At 64.2% G+C, this 18,842-nt stretch carries 17 protein-coding genes; all 17 read right to left on the bottom strand.

The window, feature by feature from the left end; all coding sequences use genetic code 11:
- Positions 1–54 precede the first annotated feature (54 nt).
- The 17 genes from rpmC to rpoB all read right to left on the bottom strand — a co-directional run bounded on the left by rpmC (position 55) and on the right by rpoB (position 18,636).
- Complete coding sequence (gene rpmC / locus Pla108_RS11885) at positions 55–264, bottom strand: 50S ribosomal protein L29 (RefSeq protein ID WP_146445177.1); 210 nt, start codon at positions 262–264, stop codon at positions 55–57.
- 86 nt (positions 265–350) lie between these two features.
- Positions 351–758 (bottom strand): 50S ribosomal protein L16, encoded by a 408-nt coding sequence (gene rplP / locus Pla108_RS11880; RefSeq protein ID WP_231934449.1) that lies wholly within the window; start codon positions 756–758, stop codon positions 351–353.
- Entirely contained in the window at positions 706–1,401 is a 696-nt protein-coding gene (gene rpsC, locus Pla108_RS11875) for a 30S ribosomal protein S3 (protein WP_146445175.1), read from the bottom strand. Before rpsC ends, rplP begins: the two co-directional genes overlap by 53 nt.
- Before the next feature lie 70 nt (positions 1,402–1,471).
- On the bottom strand, positions 1,472–1,798 hold the full coding sequence (gene rplV / locus Pla108_RS11870) for a 50S ribosomal protein L22 (protein ID WP_146445174.1): 327 nt from the start codon (positions 1,796–1,798) through the stop codon (positions 1,472–1,474).
- A 67-nt stretch (positions 1,799–1,865) separates the two neighbouring features.
- Positions 1,866–2,135: a 30S ribosomal protein S19 gene (gene rpsS / locus Pla108_RS11865; RefSeq protein WP_146445173.1), complete on the bottom strand. Its 270-nt coding sequence runs from the start codon at positions 2,133–2,135 to the stop codon at positions 1,866–1,868.
- 81 nt (positions 2,136–2,216) lie between these two features.
- Entirely contained in the window at positions 2,217–3,080 is an 864-nt protein-coding gene (rplB, locus tag Pla108_RS11860) for a 50S ribosomal protein L2 (RefSeq protein ID WP_146445172.1), read from the bottom strand.
- A gap of 85 nt (positions 3,081–3,165) precedes the next feature.
- Positions 3,166–3,480 (bottom strand): 50S ribosomal protein L23, encoded by a 315-nt coding sequence (gene rplW, locus Pla108_RS11855; protein WP_146445171.1) that lies wholly within the window; start codon positions 3,478–3,480, stop codon positions 3,166–3,168.
- 70 nt (positions 3,481–3,550) lie between these two features.
- Complete coding sequence (rplD, locus tag Pla108_RS11850) at positions 3,551–4,216, bottom strand: 50S ribosomal protein L4 (RefSeq protein ID WP_146445170.1); 666 nt, start codon at positions 4,214–4,216, stop codon at positions 3,551–3,553.
- A gap of 84 nt (positions 4,217–4,300) precedes the next feature.
- Positions 4,301–4,969, bottom strand: a complete 669-nt coding sequence (gene rplC / locus Pla108_RS11845; RefSeq protein WP_146445590.1) for a 50S ribosomal protein L3 — start codon at positions 4,967–4,969, stop codon at positions 4,301–4,303.
- A gap of 243 nt (positions 4,970–5,212) precedes the next feature.
- Entirely contained in the window at positions 5,213–5,530 is a 318-nt protein-coding gene (rpsJ, locus tag Pla108_RS11840) for a 30S ribosomal protein S10 (RefSeq protein WP_146445169.1), read from the bottom strand.
- Between the two features lie 491 nt (positions 5,531–6,021).
- The gene (locus Pla108_RS11835; protein ID WP_146445168.1) at positions 6,022–6,372 is read right to left on the bottom strand and encodes a hypothetical protein; all 351 of its coding nucleotides are present in this window, start codon (positions 6,370–6,372) and stop codon (positions 6,022–6,024) included.
- 3 nt (positions 6,373–6,375) lie between these two features.
- Positions 6,376–8,586: an elongation factor G gene (locus tag Pla108_RS11830; protein ID WP_146445167.1), complete on the bottom strand. Its 2,211-nt coding sequence runs from the start codon at positions 8,584–8,586 to the stop codon at positions 6,376–6,378.
- A gap of 296 nt (positions 8,587–8,882) precedes the next feature.
- A complete protein-coding gene (gene rpsG, locus Pla108_RS11825; protein WP_146445166.1) occupies positions 8,883–9,353 on the bottom strand; it encodes a 30S ribosomal protein S7 in 471 nt (156 codons plus the stop codon).
- 92 nt (positions 9,354–9,445) lie between these two features.
- Positions 9,446–9,838: a 30S ribosomal protein S12 gene (rpsL, locus tag Pla108_RS11820; RefSeq protein WP_146445165.1), complete on the bottom strand. Its 393-nt coding sequence runs from the start codon at positions 9,836–9,838 to the stop codon at positions 9,446–9,448.
- A 220-nt stretch (positions 9,839–10,058) separates the two neighbouring features.
- On the bottom strand, positions 10,059–14,393 hold the full coding sequence (gene rpoC / locus Pla108_RS11815; RefSeq protein WP_146445164.1) for a DNA-directed RNA polymerase subunit beta': 4,335 nt from the start codon (positions 14,391–14,393) through the stop codon (positions 10,059–10,061).
- 70 nt (positions 14,394–14,463) lie between these two features.
- A complete protein-coding gene (locus Pla108_RS11810; RefSeq protein WP_231934448.1) occupies positions 14,464–14,853 on the bottom strand; it encodes a GxxExxY protein in 390 nt (129 codons plus the stop codon).
- Positions 14,854–14,913: 60 nt separating this feature from the next.
- Positions 14,914–18,636, bottom strand: coding sequence for a DNA-directed RNA polymerase subunit beta (rpoB, locus tag Pla108_RS11805; protein ID WP_146445163.1), 3,723 nt, complete (start codon positions 18,634–18,636; stop codon positions 14,914–14,916).
- Positions 18,637–18,842 lie beyond the last annotated feature (206 nt).

Raw genomic sequence — 18,842 nt, 5'->3', positions numbered from 1 at the left:
CTAGCGGTTAGCTCGGCGCCGGGCGGCGAGCTCTTTCTATTTACGCGTTTCGACTTAACTCTTGGCCGCGGCGGCCTGTTCACGCTGGGTCTGGATCGTCTTGCAACGGGCGATCAAGCGGCGGTTACGCCGGATCTCGCTCGGGCTGTCGAGCTTCTCGGTCTGGGATTGAACCCGGAGCCGGAACAGCTTGTCGGCCGCCTCGTCGATCGTGAGCCCGAGCTGCTCGTCGCTCATCTCACGCAGTTCGATTGCTTTGGTCATGCTTCTTGGCTTTCAGCTGTCGTGCTTGCTACCGGTCGCCCGTGGTCGGCCCAGCAGGCCGAACTCCGAAGACCGAATGTCTGTCTCTAAATCGCTTCGCGTCGAACCAGCCGCACGCGGACCGGCATCTTGTGGGCCAGACGGGCGAAGCAGATCTTCGCCGCCGCCTCAGAGATACCAGCCACCTCGTACAACACCGTCCCGGGCTTCACGACCGCCGCCCAGAAATCGGGTTCACCCTTGCCCTTACCCATGCGGGTTTCGAGCGGGATGGACGTCACCGACTTGCTTGGGAAGATCCGTATGTAAAGGCGTCCCTCGCCACGCACGTACTGCTGCGCCGCGATTCGGCCGGCTTCGATCGTCTGGGCGCTGATCCAGCCACCCTCGACAGCCTGCAAGCCGTACTCGCCATAAATCACGCGATTGCCGCGTGTGGCGTTACCTTTTATACGACCTCTTTGGCTTTTTCGATGCTTGACCCTCTTGGGCATCAACGCCATTGTTCTGATCCTCGTACTCGCCTTGATTGATCCACACCTGAATGCCGATGTGGCCTTGCGGGGTCATCGCTTCGACAAAACCGTAATCGATCTTTGCCCGCAAGGTGCTTAAGGGCATCGATCCGGCAATCTGCTTCTCACGCCGCGCCATTTCGGCGCCGCCTAACCGCCCGGCCATCTGGATCTTGATCCCCTTGGCCCCGGCCTCCATGGTCTGCTCGAGCGCCCGCTTCATCGTGCGGCGGAACGCCGCCCGCTTGGCGAGTTGCTCAGCGATGTCTTCCGCCACCAAGTGCGCTTGCAGCTCGGGGCGGGAGATCTCCTCAATCTTGATATTGATCCGACGGCCAACCAGGGCCTGCAGCTCGTCCTGAAGCTGCTCGACGTGCGTTCCCTTGCGACCGATGATCACGCCCGGGCGGGCGGCGTACAGGACGACCTTCACCTCGTCCCGCGTGCGCTCGATCTGGATCTCAGGGATGCCGGCCGACTTATACTTCTTGCTGACGTAAGCGCGGATCTTGTGGTCTTCGATCAGGAGTTCCGCGTACTCCTTCTTCGACGCGTACCAACGGCTCTTCCAGTCCTGCATGATGCCGGTACGGAAGCCGATCGGATTGACCTTTTGACCCATGTCTTAGGCGGAGGCTGTAGGCTCGAGTCGGTGCGACTCGTGTTGGGTGTCTTCGCTGCTGGTCGTCGCTTTACTCGACGGCGACCGTGATGTGGCTGAAACGCTTGCGGATGATCTTGGCCATGCCCCGCGAGCCCGGCTGGACGCGCTTGAACATCGGGCCGCCGTCGACCTTCACCTCGATGACCTTCAGGCCGGCCCGGTTGGGGGCGCCACGGTCCTCGGCGTTGGCGAAGGCGCTGGCAATCACTTTCTCCAGCATCCGGGCGCCCCGGTGCGGCTGGAACTTGAGGATCGCCAAGGCGTCATCCACCCGCTTGCCCCGGACGAGGTCCGCGAGCGGACGCACCTTCTGGGCGCTGATGCGGGCGTGCTTGTGAATTGCTTTGTAGGCCATGATGCGGTTTTCAGGGATCAGGGGTCAGGGGTCGGTGCGTTACCGACTCCTGGTTACTGACTACTGATTACTTTTTCCCCTTGCCACCGTGTCCGCGGAAGCTGCGGGTCGGCGAGAACTCGCCCAGCTTGTGACCGACCATGTCCTCGGTGACGAACACTTTCAGGTGCTGCTTGCCGTTGTGCACCATGAACGTGTGACCGACAAACTCCGGGACGATCGTGCAAGCACGCGCCCAGGTGGTGATCGGCGTCTTCGAGCCTGCGTCGTTCTGCTTCTCTACTTTGACGTAGAGCTTCGGATCGACGTAGGGGCCTTTTTTAAGTGAACGACTCATTGTGTGCTGTCAGCGGTCAGCGGTCAGCGATCCGTGAGCAACCAGCGTAATCGCTTAGTGGCCCGACCGAACGCCCTGTTCTTACTTCTTCACCAACTTCTGGACGCCGTACCGACGGCTCTTACGACGACGGACGATCGCCGAGTTCGACGGCTTGCGACGCTGACGCGTCATGCCGCCCTTCGCGCTCTTGCCGGTCGGGCTGACGGGGTGACGTCCGCCCTTCGTGCGGCCCTCACCACCACCGTGCGGGTGGTCGACCGGGTTCATCGCCGTGCCACGGACGTGGGGACGACGACCCAACCAACGCTTGCGACCCGCCTTGCCCAGGCGAACCGCACTGTGATCGGGGTTGCTGGTCGATCCAACCACCGCCCGGCAATTGGCCGGGATGCGGCGGATTTCGCCACTCGGGAGCGAGATCTGAGCCCAGCCCGCCTCGCGGGCCATCAGCGTCGCACTGGTGCCGGCCGACCGGCACATCACAGCGCCGCGACCGGGCCGCATCTCGACGTTGTGGACGACCGTCGCCAGCGGGATCTTCGACAGCGGCAGGCAGTTGCCCACCTTCGGCGGAGCGTCCTCACCCGACACCACCTTGTCGCCAGCCGTCAGGCCGACCGGGGCGATGATGTAACGCTTCTCGCCGTCCTCGTACTTCAGCAGGGCGATCCGCGCCGACCGGTTGGGGTCGTATTGGATCGAATCCACCTCGGCGACCATCCCGTCTTTGTTGCGGCGGAAGTCGATCAGCCGGTAACGACGCTTGTGGCCGCCGCCGCGGTGACGGCAAGTGATGACGCCCTGGTTGTTGCGGCCACCCTTCTTGTGGAGCGGACGCAGCAGCGACTTCTCCGGCTTGGCGCCGGGAGTCAGCTCCTTGAAGTCACTCACCGAGGCGTTGCGGCGCCCGGCGGTGGTCGGCTTGTAGACTCGAATGCCCATGGCAATCTGTTCGCGGTTAGCTTGGTAGCGGTTGGCTCTTGGCAGTCGTCAGCACGCGGCTCACGATCGACGGTTCAGGCGTATCTCAGAAGAAATCGATGCGGTTGTCGTCGTGCAGCGTCACAATCGCCTTCTTCCAGTCGGAGGTCTGGCCGAGCCGGAAACGCGTGCGACGCGTCTTGCCCTTGCGATTCTGCGTCGCGACCTTCACGACCTTCACGTCGAAGAGCTTTTCGATCGCGTTGCGGACGTCAATCTTGGTCGCCAGCTTGTTCACTTCGAACGCGTAAGCGTTGTGACGCGTCGAGCGGTGCACGCCCTTCTCCGTCACCAACGGCTTCAGGATCACCTGGTGCGGCTCGAGCGTGAGCGACGTTTTCTGCGGTATATGGCGTGGCATAGGAGCTGTGAGCGGTTAGCCGTTAGCAATCGAACGATCCGTCGGCGGGGCCGGCGGGCTGGTCGCGACGTCAGCTGGCGGGCGCCTCTTCCTTCGCGGGCTTCTTGTGCTTGGCGGCCTGTTCCTTGAGCAGGTCAAGGGCGGCCTTCGTGATCAACAGCCGCTTCGCCTTCAGAAGGCACAGGGCGTTGAGGTCCGACGCCGGCGACACCGCCACTCGCGGCAGGTTGCGGGCGCTCTTGTAAACGTTTGCGTCGAGGCCGCTCGTCGTGATCAGCAGCGAGCTGCCGTCGCAACCGAGAGCCTTGATGAGGCCCGCCATGTCGCTGGTCTTGGGGGAGTCGAACGACAGCTCGTCGATCACCACCAGCTCGTCGTCGGCCACCTTTGTCGCCAGGGCCATCCGCGTCGCGAGCTGCAGGGCCTTCCGCGGCATGCGGTAGCTGTAGTCACGCGGCTTGATCGCCATAATGTGACCACCACCGCGACGCGTGCCCGAACGCTTGCCACCGGCGCGGGCGTTGCCCGTCCCCTTCTGGCGGTAGAGCTTCTTGGTCGAGCCGGCGACCTGACCACGGGTCTTGGTCTGGTGCGTGCCCTGCCGCAGGTTGGCCTGGTACATCACCACGGCGTCGTGCAGCAGCTGCTTGTTGATCGACGGAGCAAAGTCTTCGGCCTCGACACTGTAAGTGCCGACCTTGGCGCCTTTGCGGTCGTGAATGGTGAGTTTTGGCATAGGAGAGCTGTCAGCTATCAGCGGTCAGCGATCAACAAGCGACGACAACCGCCAGCTGACCGCTGGCAGTCGATCGCTCCTCGACTACTTCAACATGTTGGCGGTGCGGACGACCACGAAGGTCCCCTTGTGGCCCGGGATCGCGCCCCGGACGAGCAGCAGATTGTTCTCGGTGTCGACGGCAACGAGCTTTTGATTGCGGACGGTCGTCCGGGCGGCGCCGTACTGACCCGCCATCTTCTTGCCCTTGAAGACACGGCCCGGGTAGGTGCTGCAGCCCGTCCCGCCCATGTGGCGGTGGCACTTCTTGACACCGTGCGTCGCACGCTGGCCGGCAAAGTTATGCCGCCGCATGGCGCCGGAGAAGCCGCGACCCTTGCTCGTCGACGTCACATCGACCCGGGCGACCCCTTCGAGCGACGCCACGGTGATCTCGCCGCCGACCTCGACGCCACCGGCAAAACCGGCAGCCGTCGCACGGAACTCGCGGACCAACCGCTTGGGCTCGCAACCCGCCTTCACGGGCGACTCAACGCCGCCCTCGGCGCGCTTCTTAGAACGCTTGCTCTCGAGCTTGGCGACATGGCCCCGCTCGCTCCGGCTCGCCAGGCGACGCGGCTTATCGAGAAAGCCGATCTGGACCGCTTCGTAACCGTCGCGGTCGAGCGTCCTCACCTGCAAGACATGGCAAGGACCGGCCTGAACAACCGTCACAGGAACCACGGAGCCGGACTCGTCAAAGACCTGGGTCATCCCGACCTTGCGGCCCAGGATTCCGGCGGTAGGAGCATTGACAGACATAGGGAAGTCAGTCGGCAGGGCCTCCGCTAGTCGCAATGCGACGGGGCGGTCGGCCGGTGGTTCGATGTGGGGTCAGTCGCAGCCGGGAGACGCGCCCCTCAGGGCGGCTTACCCGGCTTGCTTCCAGGCATACTTAAGGATTCAGGCCTCGGGCCTCAGGGCTTCGGGCCACACGGCCCTCAGCCACCGCTAGCGTCAGCCGGCGGTCGCTTTGATCTTGATATCGACGCCGGCAGGCAAGCTGAGCTTGTTGAGAGCCTCGATCGTCTTGGCGGTCGCCTCGACAATGTCGATGAGCCGCTTGTGCGTGCGGATCTCAAACTGCTGACGCGACTTCTTATCGATGTGCGGTCCACGGATGACCGTGTAACGCTCAATCCGCGTCGGCAAGGGAATCGGGCCGTGCACGACCGAGCTGGTCCGCTTGGCGGTGTCGACGATATCGGCGGCACTCTGGTCCAAGACCGAGTGGTCGTACGCTTCCATGCGGATGCGGATTACCTCTTTCGCCACGACGACACTTCTCCGTACCCCTGGCGGGGATTGCTTAGCTAATTTGTGAGCCAGACTTCTCGAAGGCCCGTCGCAACTACCGAGGGCGGGCCGCTGGCGATTCAGCGAGGGGATCGGCGAGCCGCCCCCCTACTGTCCCCGCCGCGCTGGGCGGAGAATCGCAAAGGTTAGGGGCCCTCGCCTCGGGTGTCAACGGGGTCAGGTGGAAATCGGCAAGTTATCCGCGCCGGGGCGAAGAATCCTCGGCGCCCCCGGCAAACCCACCGTGACCGGGCCAGCCGGATTGGTGGCTGAATTCGTCATTTGGAACCCCGCAACACCGGCTCACCCCTCCGTTCCGAGAGTGGGTTTCCACTTCAAAATTTGATTCTCCGACAAATCGGGAGCCCTAATCGCGATCGCCGTCAGTGAACGCGGGTACACTGTTGGCGAGCTGATTACCGGGTTCACTCCCGGCGCTGGCGCTTAGGGCTCTCCATCCGAAGCACTACTTACATAATCGGTGGCAAATCGCCCCTTTCGTCCGCGTTGGCGTCACTAGGACCATCGATCGCCGAGCCAATTGCGCTACCAACGAGAGCGCCGAGACCTGCCCCCATCGGGGTGATAATAGGTTGGGCAAACTCAAGAGCTGCGGCGCCGAAGTTGGCCGTGTGGACTTCGAGGATATTCCACGTAAACCAGAAGAGGATCCACGGCGACGACGCAGCAAGCAAGCAACCGACCATCGCACAGCCCAGTGACCAACTGACACGCCCTTGCTTGAACATCATCGCGATTAGCACACCGAGAGTGATGAGACCGGGTGCGTAAGCCAACGCATAGAAACCAGCGTCACTCATCAATCACTCCCCCAAAAACTTCTGCACCACGTCATCGGGCGCCGGGGCGTAGTCACTCGGCGTCATGCTGCACCCCGCTCTGCCTTGGCTGAGCGAGCGCATCGCGCTGGAGTAGCCAAAGAGGTTCGCCAGCGGCGCCTGGGCGTAAATCACCGTCGCCCCGCCCCGCTGGGCGGTCTGCTCGATCATCGCCCGGCGTTGCTGGAGGTCGCCGACCAGGTCGCCCATGTGCTCCTCGGGCGTGGTGATCTGCAGGGCCATGATCGGCTCGAGCAGGACGACGCCCGCCTCGCGGAGGCCCTTGTCGAACGCCAGCGACGCCGCGGTGCGGAAGCCGATGTCGGTCGCGTCGGTCTCATGGACCTCGCCGCCAAGGACCGTCACTTTCAGCCTCAGCAGCGGGAAGCCCAGCGTGCCGCCCCCCTCCGCCGCGGCTTGCAGCTCCTCGACAACCAGGTTGACCCACTCGTCGGTCAGGCCGCCGCCGCCTTCTAGTGACGGCTTCGCCGCCTTCGGATCGACGCTCACCACCACCGGCGGCGCCACGTGGGCCAGCGGGCCGGTCGGCGTGAACGGCTCGACCCGCAGCCGAACGGCCGCCGTGTGCTGGACGCCGTTGATGTTGCGGTTGCACTCGCCGGTGACTTCGACCTTTTTGGCGACCGACTCGCGGTAGCTGACACGCGGCTGGCGGGCGCGGAACTTGAGGCCAAAATCGCGGGCCAGCCGGTGCTGGATCACCTCGAGGTGCAGCTCGCCCATGCCCGAGATGATCGTCTCGCCGGTCTCGGCGTTGTCGCTCGCCCGGAAGGTGGGGTCCTGCTTGCGGAGCATGTCGAGGACGCCCAGCAGCTTCTTCTTCTCCTCCGAGTTCTCCGCCTCGATCGCCATCGAGATCACCGTGTCGGGGAACTCGATCGACTCCAGCAAGATCGGCGCGCGGGTGTCGCAGAGCGTGTCGCCGGTGATCGAATCGCGGAGGCCCAACAGCGCGATGATCTCGCCCGCCTGGGCGTGGTCGAGCTGCTCGTCCTTCTTTGACGCATGGATCCGCCAGATCTGGGCGACGTTCTCCTTGAGGTCCCGGCCCGGATTGAGGACCCGGCTGTTGGGCTTCAGCTCGCCCGAATAGACGCGGACCCAGTAGAGGTCGCCCGTCTTGTAGGGCAGGATCTTGAAGACCAGCCCACAGAACGGCTCGGTCACGTCGGGCTTGCGGGCAATCTTTGCCTCGGGTTCGCCCGCGTCTTCCGCCTTCCCACTTCCCACTTCGGACTTCAGCCGCGCCGCCCGCTTTCCCTTGGTCTTCGCCCCGTCGCGCCCCGTGGGATCAATCCCCTCGACCGGCGGCATCTCGAGCGGGTGCGGCAGATAAGCGGCCACCGCGTCGAGCAGCGGCTCGACCCCCATGCCGTGCAGCGCCGAGCCGCACAGCACCGGCTGGATCTGCAGGTGCACCGTCGCCGAACGGATCACCTTGCGGATGAGCGCCTCGGGGATCGCTTCCCCCCCCAACGCGAGCTCCATCAGCTCGTCCGAGTAGCCGTAGAGCTGATCGAGCATCTGCTCGCGGTAGAGGGCCGCCTCGTCCGCTAGGTCGTCGGGAATCGGCGCCTCGACGATGTCGCGACCCTCCTTGCCACCCGGGAAGGTGAGCAGCTTCTGCTTCACGAGGTCGATGACGCCCCGGAACGGGTTGGCGACGTGCGGCGGGCCCTCGCCCGCGGGGATCTGCAGCGCCACCGGCTTGGCGCCGAGCCGCGACTCGAGCTCGCCGAGCACGTTCTCCCAGCTCGCCCCCTCGCGGTCCATCTTGTTGATGAACGCGATCCGCGGCACGTGGTAGCGGTTCGCTTGGCGCCAGACCGTCTCGCTCTGCGCCTCGACCCCTTCGCGGGCGCTGAAGACCACAACCGCCCCGTCGAGCACCCGCAGGCTCCGCTCGACCTCGGCCGTGAAGTCGACGTGCCCGGGCGTGTCGATCAGATTGACCTTCACGTCCTTCCAGGGGAACTGCACGCAGGCCGAGTAGATGGTGATGCCGCGCTCGGCTTCCTCGGCGTCGTCGTCGGTGGTCGTGGTCCCCTTGTCGACCTCGCCCACGCGGTGCTTGGCCGAGCTGACGTAGAGCATCCGCTCGGTGACGGTCGTCTTGCCCGCATCAATGTGGGCAATGACGCCGATGTTGCGGAGCTTGGTTAAGTCAGCGGGCACGGGACTTCAGGGGTCAGGTATCAGGCTTCAGCAGTCAGAAAGGGGAACCGCCTAGACGCCAAAAAGTCTTCGACGGGATTTACAGGATGACTAGCAAGCTTGCATCCTGTCGATCCTGTCTAGCCAGTCTTAATCTTCTCTTCTTGGCGTTCCTGGCGCGTTCCTGGCGTCTTGGCGGTTCCCCTTCTCGTCAGCGCAGGAAAAAGGGTCAGGCGCCAGGGACCGGGATTCTACACAGAATCCTGACCCCTGACGCCTGACCCCTCTGTGTCTTTTGCGAGTGGGCTTTAGCTATCTCACCACGCAAAGTGGGCGAACGCCTTGTTGGCGTCGGCCATGCGGTGGACGTTCTCTCGCTTGGTCATCGCGGCGCCCTCGCGGTTGAAGGCGGCGACGAGCTCGTCGGCCAGCTTCTGGTGCGTCGGGCGGCCCTTCTTGTCGCGGACCGCGGCCAGGATCCAGCGGATCGCCAAGGCCTGCTGCCGGTTGCGGTTGACCTGCATCGGGACCTGGTAGGCGGCGCCACCAACCCGCTTGCTGCGGACTTCGATCGCCGGCTTGACGTTCTCAAGGGCCTGCGTGAAGACGTCGATCGGCTCCTGATCGGCGATCCGGCCGCGGATCACCTCCAGGGCGTCGTAGAACACCGACTGGGCGGTGCTCTTCTTGCCGTCGTGCATCAGGCAATTGATGAACTTGCTCGCCAGGAGCGACCCGTGAACGGGGTCCGGCTTGAGCGTTTTGCGGCTGGCGGTGATGCGGGCCATGGGTCGGGGGCTGTCAGCGGTCGGCTGGCAGCGATCAGCTAGGCAGTGAGATGGAATAGCTGACAGCTGATGGCTGACAGCCGAACGCATTTTTACTTCTTCTTGGCGGGGCCGCCGCCGTCCTTCTTCGCGCCGTAAAGGCTGCGAGACTGCTTACGGCCGCTGACACCCAGCGAGTCGAGGGCGCCGCGGACGACGTGGTAACGCACACCCGGGAGGTCGCGGACACGACCGCCGCGGACCAGCACGATGCTGTGCTCCTGCAGCGTGTGGCCTTCGCCCGGGATGTAGACGGTGACTTCCTTCCCGTTGGAAAGCCGCACACGCGTGATCTTCCGGAGAGCCGAGTTCGGCTTCTTCGGCGTCATCGTCCGGACCTGGAGGCAGACGCCCCGCTTGAACGGGCAGCGGTCGAGGACCGGCGACTTGCTCTTGGACCGCTTCGATTTGCGGTTCTTTTTAACGAGCTGGTTGATCGTGGGCATAACGGGCGCTAGTTGGAAAGCCTAGGCAGTTGGAGGGCGCTAGGCGCTCGTAAGATCAGCTATTTCAGCGGGAAAACGGCGCATCGGGTCGCCCCGGACCGCGCCGCGAGCCCCGCATCTTAGGGGATCGTGTCGGATTGTCAATCGGCGAATCGTGGCCCGATTCTCTCGGGCCACGATCCCACCGTCGTTAGCTCTTGCTTGAAATCGTCCCTTCCGTTCACTCGTCCGTGCCGCCGCCGCCGCCCAGCAGGGCGTCGAGCGTCGACGGGCCACTCGGGTCCGCAGCGGGACGCGGCGCCGGGGCGTCGCCGTCCAGCAGCGGGAACGACCGATCGAGCACGCCGGCGGTCTCCACCGACAAGGCCTCGAGGGCCTCGGGGCGGATCCGGACTTCCGACTCGTTGGTCGCCCGGAAACCGGTTCCGGCCGGGATCAGGTGGCCCAGGATCACGTTCTCCTTGAGGCCGACCAGGTGGTCGGTCCGTCCGGCGAGCGCGGCCTCGGTCAGCACCTTGGTCGTCTCCTGGAAGCTAGCCGCCGAGATGAACGACGAGCTCTGAACCGACGCCTTGGTGATGCCCAACAGCTGGGTCGAGGCGGTCGCTTTCTTCGGCTTCGTCCCCTTGGCCAGTTCGCCGCCGAGGGCCTCGATCTGGGCGTTCGCCTGCTCGAGGACCGCCTTCGGCACGATGGCGTCGACCTCGAACTCGCTGTCGCCCTTGTCGGAGATCCGCAGGCAGTCGCCGATCCGGTCGTTCGCCTTGCGGAAGTCGTACTTGTCGAGCACCGAGCCCGGCAACAGGTCGGTGTCGCCCGGCGAATCGATCTTCACCTTCCGCAACATCTGCGAAACGATGATCTCGATGTGCTTGTCGTTGATTTCGACGCGCTGCGACCGGTAGACGTTCTGGATCTCGCGGGTCAGGTACTGCTGCACCGCCTCTTCGCCCGAGACCATCAGGATGTCGTGCGGCACCAACGGCCCGTCGACGAGCGAGTCGCCCGCCTTGACGATGTCGCCCGTGTGCACCCGGAGGTGCTTGTTGTGGGTGACGAGGTGCTCGCGCTCGATGCCCGACTCGCTGCGGACGATGATCGACCGCTTGCCACGCTTCTTCTCGGCGAGGATCTCGACCGTGCCGTCGATCTCGGCGATGACGGCCGGGTCCTTCGGCTTGCGAGCCTCGAAGATCTCGGTGACGCGGGGCAGACCACCCGTGATGTCCTGGGTGCCGCCCGCCTCACGCGGCGTCTTGGCGATGACGGCGCCGGCGCGGATGGTGTCGCCTTCGCGGGCCACCAAGTGCGCCTTCTCCGGCATGTAGTAGAAGTCGAGGACCTTGCCGTCCTTCGGGTCTTCGATCACCAACTGCGGGTGCAGGTCGCCCTTGTGCTCCATGACGATGTACCGCATCTGACCCGAAGGGTCCTTCTCGGCGCGGATCGTCTCGCCTTCGACGAGGTCCTCGAACCGCATCTTGCCGCCGACCTCGGCGAGGATCGGGATAGAGTGAGGGTCCCACTCGCAAAGCGTGTCGCCAGCCTTGACCTCTTGCCCTTCTTCCAGGGCGATCACGGCGCCGGTCGGGATCTCGTACTTCTCAATCTCGCGGCCACGGTCGTCGACCAGGGCCAGCTCGCCGTTGCGGCCGAGAACAACGAGGTTGTTCTCTTCGTTCTTCACGGCGTTGAGCTTCGCGAAGCGGACGAGGCCTCCCTTGGCGGCCTTGATGTCGGACTGCTCGACGTCGCGGTTACCGACGCCACCGATGTGGAACGTCCGCATCGTGAGCTGGGTGCCCGGCTCGCCGATGCTCTGGGCGGCGATGATGCCGACGGCCATGCCCTCTTCGACCATCGAGCCGGTCGACATGTCCATGCCGTAGCACTTGCGACAGACGCCGAGCGGCGCCCGGCAGGTCATCGGGCTGCGGACCTGGAGCTTCTCGAGGCCGAGCTCTTCGATCTTCCGCGCGATCTCGGCGGTGATCATGCCGTTCTCGGCGACGATCACCTCGTCCGTAATCGGGTTGACGATATTCTGACGGCTGACGCGGCCCTTGATCGTGTCGGCCAGACCGACCTCGACCTTCTCACCGCGGTACAGGACGCCCTTGGTGATCGCTTGCGTCGTCTTGCAGTCTTCCATCGTCACGACGACGTTCTGCGCGACGTCCGCCAGCTTACGGGTCAAGTAACCCGAGTCGGCCGTCTTGAGCGCCGTGTCGGCCAGACCCTTGCGGGCGCCGTGCGTCGAGCTGAAGTACTCGAGCACCGTGAGGCCTTCACGGAAGTTCGCCTTGATCGGCGTCTCGATGATCTTGCCGGACGGCTTGGCCATCAGACCCCGCATACCGCCGAGCTGACGCATCTGCTCGACGCCACCACGGGCGCCGGAGTGCGCCATCAAGAAGATCGGATTGACGTAGTGGTTGCCGCGGTAGTCGTTCTCGAGCGCCGTCATCATCTCGGCGGTGATCTCTTCGCGGGCGTGGGTCCACGCGTCGAGGACGCCGTTGTAGCGCTCGCCTTCGGTGATGATTCCACGCTGGTAGAGCTTGTTCCGCTTGAGGACTTCCTTCTCCGCCTTGGCGAGGATCTTGCCCTTCGTGTCGGGCGTCACCAGGTCGTCGGTGCCGAAGGACAGACCGCTGGCGGTCGCCTTCTTGAAGCCGAGCTGGTTCATGTCGTCCAGCAGGGTGATCGTCTGGCGCCGACCGAGGAACTCGTAGCTGTCGCTGATCACCTTCGAGAGGGCGCCCGACCGCATCGAGTGGTTGTAGTACGGCATCCCCTTGGGCAGCATCTCGTTGAAGAAGACGCGACCGACCGTCGTGTCGATGACGCGGCCCTTCTTCTTCGGGTCGTTCATCTCCTCACGCAGGCAACGGTCCTTCGGCAGGCGGACCTTGATCCGGGCGTGCGTGTGGACCTTGCCCAGCGAGTGAGCCATCTCGACCTCTTCGAACGAGCCGAACGACATGCCGTCGCCGCTCGCCTCGGGGACGTCCATCGTCTCGTAGTAGCAACCCATCACCACGTCTTGCGACGGGCTGATGATCGGCTGGCCGTTGGCGGGGCTGAAGATGTTGTGCGTCGACATCATCAGCGTGTGGGCCTCGACCTGGGCCTCGATCGACAGCGGCAGGTGGACCGCCATCTGGTCGCCGTCGAAGTCGGCGTTGAAGCCCTTACACACCAGCGGGTGCAGGCGGATGGCGTTGCCTTCCACCAGGATCGGCTCGAAAGCTTGGATACCCATCCGGTGCAGTGTCGGCGCCCGGTTCAGCAGCACCGGGTGGTTGGTGATCACCTCTTCGAGGATGTCCCAGACCTCTTCGTCCTTCCGCTCGAGCATCTTCTTCGCCGACTTGATCGTGTCGGCGTGCCCGAGCTCCTTGAGCCGGCGGATGATGAACGGCTGGTAGAGCTCCAGCGCGATCTTCTTCGGCAGGCCACACTGGTGCAGCCGCAGGGTCGGACCGACGACGATGACGCTCCGCGCCGAGTAATCGACGCGCTTGCCGAGCAGGTTCTCACGGAACCGGCCCTGCTTGCCCTTGATCATGTCGGTCAAGGACTTCAGCGGGCGGTTCGACGAACCGAGCACCGGCCGCTTGCAGCGGTTGTTGTCGAACAACGCGTCGACCGATTGCTGCAGCATCCGCTTCTCGTTCCGGATAATGACTTCCGGGGCGTTGAGATCGACCAGCTTCTTGAGCCGGTTGTTGCGGTTGATGATCCGGCGGTACAGGTCGTTCAGGTCGCTCGTGGCGAAGTTGCCCGAGTCGAGAAGGACCAGCGGACGCAGGTCGGGAGGGATCACCGGGATCACGTCCATGACGATCCACTCCGGCTTGTTGTCCGAGTCGCGGATCGACTCGACCGTCTTCAGCCGGTTGATCAGGTCCTTCGCCTTCTGCTTGCTGCCGGTGGTCTTGAGCTCCTCGCGCAGCGTCTCCGAGAGCGTCACCAGGTCGAGCTGCATGAGCATCTTGCGGATGGCGTCGGCGCCCATGTCGGCGTCGAAGGCCCCCTCGCCGTACTCCTCACGGGCGGTCCGGAACTCCTCTTCCGTCAGCATCTGCTGGAACTTCAGCGGCGTGTCGCCCGGGTCGACGACCACGTAGTCCTGGAAGTAGATCACCTTCTCAAGGCTCGTGGTCTTCATCGCCAACAGCGAGCCTAGACGGCTCGGCATGGCCTTGAAGAACCAGATGTGGACGATCGGCGCGGCCAACTCGATGTGGCCCATCCGCTTGCGACGCACGCGGCTGTGCGTGACCTTCACGCCACAGCGGTCGCAGATCATCCCCTTGTACTTCATGCCGCGGTACTTGCCGCAGGCGCACTCCCAGTCCTTCTCCGGCCCGAAGATCCGTTCGCAGAACAGACCGTCCTTCTCCGGGCGGTAGGTCCGGTAGTTGATCGTCTCGGGCTTCTTGACCTCGCCGAACGACCAGCTCCGGATGTCGTGCGGGCGCGCCAGGCTGATCTTCACCGACGCGTAGTCGTTGATCCGATCGTAATTGGAAGATTCTAGAAGGCTCATGCCGACCGCTCCTTTCTAGGAAACGTTTTTGAAGGGAGATGGGGGAGATAAAGGGGGGATAGGGAGATGGCTATTCGGTGACGCGGACTTCTACTCGTCGAAAGTCCGCTTTCTCTTTTGCGAAGTTAATAAGCAAGCCCGTCTCAAGTCGGCTCGCTTTTAGGTAGGACCGCAGCTGGGCGTAGTGGGCCTGCGAGAGGTCGTCGATGGCTTTCAGCTCTACAACAATTCGCCCTTCAACGAGGAGGTCGAGCCGGTGGCTTCCCACGGGCCTTCCCTCGTAAATCACAACGATTTGTTTCTCGGACTCAACAAGCAGCCTTTGGTTCTCTAGCTCGATCAATAAGGAGTTGTGGTAAATCGATTCGAGGAACCCCGGCCCCAAGGTGCGGTGCACCTTGATGACCGCCCGGATGATCTGTTCGGTGATTTCCGCATCGCCTGTCACGGCTTGCCCCACCGGGTGACCATCCCCTTATCCCCAATTATCTCCACCTCTCCCTTCCTGCAGCCCGCGATCCTACAGCCCGCGTTTCTCTAGTTGCATGTTGAGACCGAGGCCGCGGATCTCGTTCGTGAGCACGTCGAAGCTCGCCGGCGTGCCGGCCTCCAGCGTGTTCTCGCCCTTGACCATCGACTCGTAGATTTTGGTCCGGCCCTCGACGTCGTCCGACTTGACGGTCAGCAGTTCCTGGAGGATGTAGGCGGCGCCGTACGCCTCCAGGGCCCACACTTCCATCTCGCCGAACCGCTGGCCGCCGAACCGCGCCTTGCCACCCAGCGGCTGCTGCGTGATGAGCGAGTAGGGCCCCGTGCTGCGGGCGTGCACCTTGTCGTCGACCAAGTGGTGCAGCTTCAGCATGTAGATGTAGCCAACGGTCGTCTCCTGCTCGAGCGGCTCGCCGGAGCGGCCGTCGGTCAGCCGCGCCTTGCCGTGCCGCGGCAGACCCGCCTCTTCGAGGCAGTCGTTGATCTCGCCCTCGTTGGCGCCGTCGAACACCGGGGTGATCGAGCGGAACCCGAGCTTCGAGCCGGCCCAGCCGAGGTGGGTCTCAAGAATCTGACCCACGTTCATGCGGCTCGGAACGCCGAGCGGGTTGAGCATGATCTGCACCGGGGTGCCGTCCGACAGGAACGGCATGTCCTCGACCGGCATGATCTTGCTGATCACACCCTTGTTGCCGTGACGCCCGGCCATCTTGTCGCCGACCGAGATCACCCGCTTGGTGGCGATGTAGACCTTCACCATCTGCAGCACGCCGCTGCGGAGCTCGTCGCCCCGCTTCATGCTGTTGAGGGTGCGGTCGCGGGTGTCGATTGCCTCTTCGACGGCAGGCCACATCTGCTTGTAGATCTTCTCGACATCCTTCGACCGCTCGGGGCTGCGGACGTCGAGTCGCTCGAGGCGGAAGATCGCCGCCTGCTCGGCGACGCTCTTCGGGTCGCGCTCGTGGACGATGCTGTTGCCGTCGTCGTCGGTGAGCTTCTTCTTCAGGACGTCCTCGATCTCCGTCACCATGGCGGTGAACGCCTCGGCGATCTTCGTGGCGCCGTCCGCCTCGGCCGTCTTCAGCGAGCGCTCGAATTCCTTTCGCTCTTCTTCGGAGAGGCTCATCCGGCGGGAGAACTTCTGCGTATCGATGACGATGCCGTCGACGCCCGAGGGGACTTCGAGCGAATCGTTCTTCACGTCCTCGCCGGCCCGGCCGAAGATCGCGTGGAGCAACTTCTCTTCGGGGGTGAGCTCCGTCTTGCTCTTCGGCGAAACCTTGCCGACCAGGATGTCGCCCGAACGCACGAACGTACCGACACGGACGACGCCCCCCTCGTCGAGGTTGCGGAGCATCTTCTCACTGACGTTCGGGATGTCGCGGGTGAACTCTTCGCGGCCGAGCTTCGTCTCGCGGATCTCGACGTCGAACTCCTCGATGTGAATCGAGGTGTACGTGTCTTTCTGCACGAGCTCCTCCGAGAGGATGATCGCGTCCTCGTAGTTGTAGCCGTCGAACGACATGAACGCGACGAGCACGTTGCGGCCCAGCGCCAGGTCGCCCTGCCAGGTGGCGGCGCCGTCGGCGATCACCTGGCCCTTCTCGACCTTGTCGCCCGGCTTGACGATCGGCTTCTGGTTCTGGCACGTCCGCTCGTTGAGGCCGACGAACTTGCGCAGCTCGTGGACCTCGGGGCCAATCTCGATGCGGGTGGCGTCGACATAGGTGACGGTCCCCTTGTGGCCGGCGCGGACGAGCATGCCCGAGTGCTTGGCGACCTCTTGCTCGAGGCCGGTGCCGACGATCGGCGGCTCGGCCACCAGCAGCGGCACCGCTTGCCGCTGCATGTTCGAGCCCATGAGCGCGCGGTTGGCGTCGTCGTGCTCGAGGAACGGGATCAGGCCCGCCGACACGCCGATCATCTGGCTCGGCGCCACGTCGACGTACTGGATGCTGTCGACCGGGCAGAGCAAGAAGTCGGCCCGGGTGCGGGCGACGATCAGGCCGGCCGTGTCGCCCTGGATGACGCCCCCCTTCACGGGGACGTCGGCCGAGGCGACGTAGGCCTCGTGCTCCTCGTCGGCCCGGAGCCAGACGACTTCGTCGAGCAACTTGCCCGCCTTGACCTTGCGGTACGGCGTCACCAAGAAGCCGTACTCGTCGACCGAGGCGTACATGGCCAGCGAGCTGATCAGTCCGATGTTCGTGCCTTCCGGCGTCTCGATCGGGCAGATGCGGCCGTAGTGGCTGATGTGGACGTCACGCACTTCGAAGCCGGCCCGCTTGCGGTTCAAACCGCCCGGTCCGAGGGCCGATAGACGCCGCTCGTGCGTAAGCATCGACAGCGGGTTCGTCTGGTCGACGACCTGCGACAACTCGCCCCGACCGAAGAAGTACTCGATCGCCGCCGAGATGCTCTTGGGGTTGATCAGGCTCCGCGGGGTCATGTCCTCCGCGTCCTTGAGGCTCATCCGCTCCTGCACGGTGCGGCGGAGCTTCAGGAAGCCCTTCCGCATCTCGTCGGCGGCGAGCTCGTCGATCGTCCGCAGGCGCCGGTTGCCCAGGTGGTCGATGTCGTCGACGTACATCGCCGAGTCGTTCGACGCCAATCCGAGCACGTACTTGACCGCGTACACGAGGTCCTCGGCCCGCAGCACCATCTCGTCCTCGGGGACGTCGATGCCGAGCTTCCGGTTCATGCGGAAGCGGCCGACGCGCCCGAGGCGGTAGCGGTTGGTGTCGAAGAACTTCTCCGAGAACAACGTCCGCGCCTTCTCGAGCTGCGGCGGGTTGCCCGGGCGGAGACGCTGATAGATCCGCAGCAGCGCCTCTTCATGGCTGCTGGTGACGTCGTCCGCCATCGCGTTGAGCAGGTGCGGCGACGGCGGCGGGTCCATGATCTCGATCGACTTGACGCCCGACGTGCAGATCACCTCGGCCGTGTTCTTCGTGATCCGCTGGCCCGCCTCGAGGACGATCTCGCCGGCCCGGTCGCTGCCGACCGGGTAGACGATGTCCTCGACGGCGACCTTGCCCTCGATCTTCACGACGCTGCGGCCGTCAACGATCTTCTGCTTGGTGACCTCGTAAAACGCCTTGAGGATATCCGAGTCGAGACCCATGCTCGGGTCCATCGCCCGCAGCAGCGTCACGATCGAGAACTTGCCGCTCTGGTCGATACGGACGGTGACGCTGTCCTTCTTAGTGGTGTTGATCTCGATCCAGCTACCGCGCTCGGGGATCACCCGGCAGGAGTAGACCTTCCGGTCGCCCGCTTCGATCTCGGAGACGAAGTCGATACCGGGCGAACGGTGTAGCTGGCTCACCACGACGCGCTCGGCGCCGTTGATGATGAATTCGCCGCCACCCATCATCACCGGCAGGTCGCCCAGGTAGACCTCTTCCTCGATCGGCTGCTCGCGGTTCAGACGCAGCCAGACCCGCAACGGACGGCCGTAGGTCAGCCGCAGCTGCCGGCACTCGTCGGGCGTGTAGCGGGGCTTGCCGAGCTCGTAGCGGACGTACTCGAGGCTGACCGACTTGTCGTAGCTCTCGATCGGGAAGATCTCGCGCAGGACCGCTTCGAGACCCTCGTCCTTACGCTTCTCGGGGTTCGTGCCGTCGTACTGCAGAAAGCGGGCGTAGCTGACGGTCTGGATCGCCGTCAGGTCGGGCACTTCGTACCCGGTCCGTTCGCTACCAAAGGTGCGGACGTCGGGGGTGTGTAGGCGGCGCTGGGCGGTAACGGCCATAGTGGCGGCTCCTTGCGGAACAGGCTGCGCCTTCAAGATTCATCCTTGGTGAGAATCACGGCCCCCCCTGGCGGGAACCGAACTTCTCAACCGGGCTACCACAGCGACGGGGAATCCCGTACTGAGCAACCTTTTAAGTGATGAACCCCGTCGGGGCGTTCACGCGGGGAAGGCGGGTGGTAACAACGACGCGAATCAAGGGCGGG

This window comes from Botrimarina colliarenosi, from assembly GCF_007859955.1.
Lineage (GTDB): Bacteria > Planctomycetota > Planctomycetia > Pirellulales > Lacipirellulaceae > Botrimarina > Botrimarina colliarenosi.
The sequence above is the reverse complement of the archived record's forward strand: the minus strand, read 5'-3'. Positions and strand labels throughout refer to the sequence as shown.

Excerpts from the sequence above, each read along its gene's own strand:
- rpmC (WP_146445177.1), bottom strand. The coding sequence starts at position 264 with ATGACCAAAGCAATCGAACTGCGTGAGATGAGCGACGAGCAGCTCGGG.
- rplP (WP_231934449.1), bottom strand. The coding sequence starts at position 758 with ATGCCCAAGAGGGTCAAGCATCGAAAAAGCCAAAGAGGTCGTATAAAA.
- rpsC (WP_146445175.1), bottom strand. The coding sequence starts at position 1,401 with ATGGGTCAAAAGGTCAATCCGATCGGCTTCCGTACCGGCATCATGCAG.
- rplV (WP_146445174.1), bottom strand. The coding sequence starts at position 1,798 with ATGGCCTACAAAGCAATTCACAAGCACGCCCGCATCAGCGCCCAGAAG.
- rpsS (WP_146445173.1), bottom strand. The coding sequence starts at position 2,135 with ATGAGTCGTTCACTTAAAAAAGGCCCCTACGTCGATCCGAAGCTCTAC.
- rplB (WP_146445172.1), bottom strand. The coding sequence starts at position 3,080 with ATGGGCATTCGAGTCTACAAGCCGACCACCGCCGGGCGCCGCAACGCC.
- rplW (WP_146445171.1), bottom strand. The coding sequence starts at position 3,480 with ATGCCACGCCATATACCGCAGAAAACGTCGCTCACGCTCGAGCCGCAC.
- rplD (WP_146445170.1), bottom strand. The coding sequence starts at position 4,216 with ATGCCAAAACTCACCATTCACGACCGCAAAGGCGCCAAGGTCGGCACT.
- rplC (WP_146445590.1), bottom strand. The coding sequence starts at position 4,969 with ATGACCCAGGTCTTTGACGAGTCCGGCTCCGTGGTTCCTGTGACGGTT.
- Pla108_RS11835 (WP_146445168.1), bottom strand. The coding sequence starts at position 6,372 with ATGAGTGACGCTGGTTTCTATGCGTTGGCTTACGCACCCGGTCTCATC.
- rpsG (WP_146445166.1), bottom strand. The coding sequence starts at position 9,353 with ATGGCCCGCATCACCGCCAGCCGCAAAACGCTCAAGCCGGACCCCGTT.
- rpsL (WP_146445165.1), bottom strand. The coding sequence starts at position 9,838 with ATGCCCACGATCAACCAGCTCGTTAAAAAGAACCGCAAATCGAAGCGG.
- rpoC (WP_146445164.1), bottom strand. The coding sequence starts at position 14,393 with ATGAGCCTTCTAGAATCTTCCAATTACGATCGGATCAACGACTACGCG.
- rpoB (WP_146445163.1), bottom strand. The coding sequence starts at position 18,636 with ATGGCCGTTACCGCCCAGCGCCGCCTACACACCCCCGACGTCCGCACC.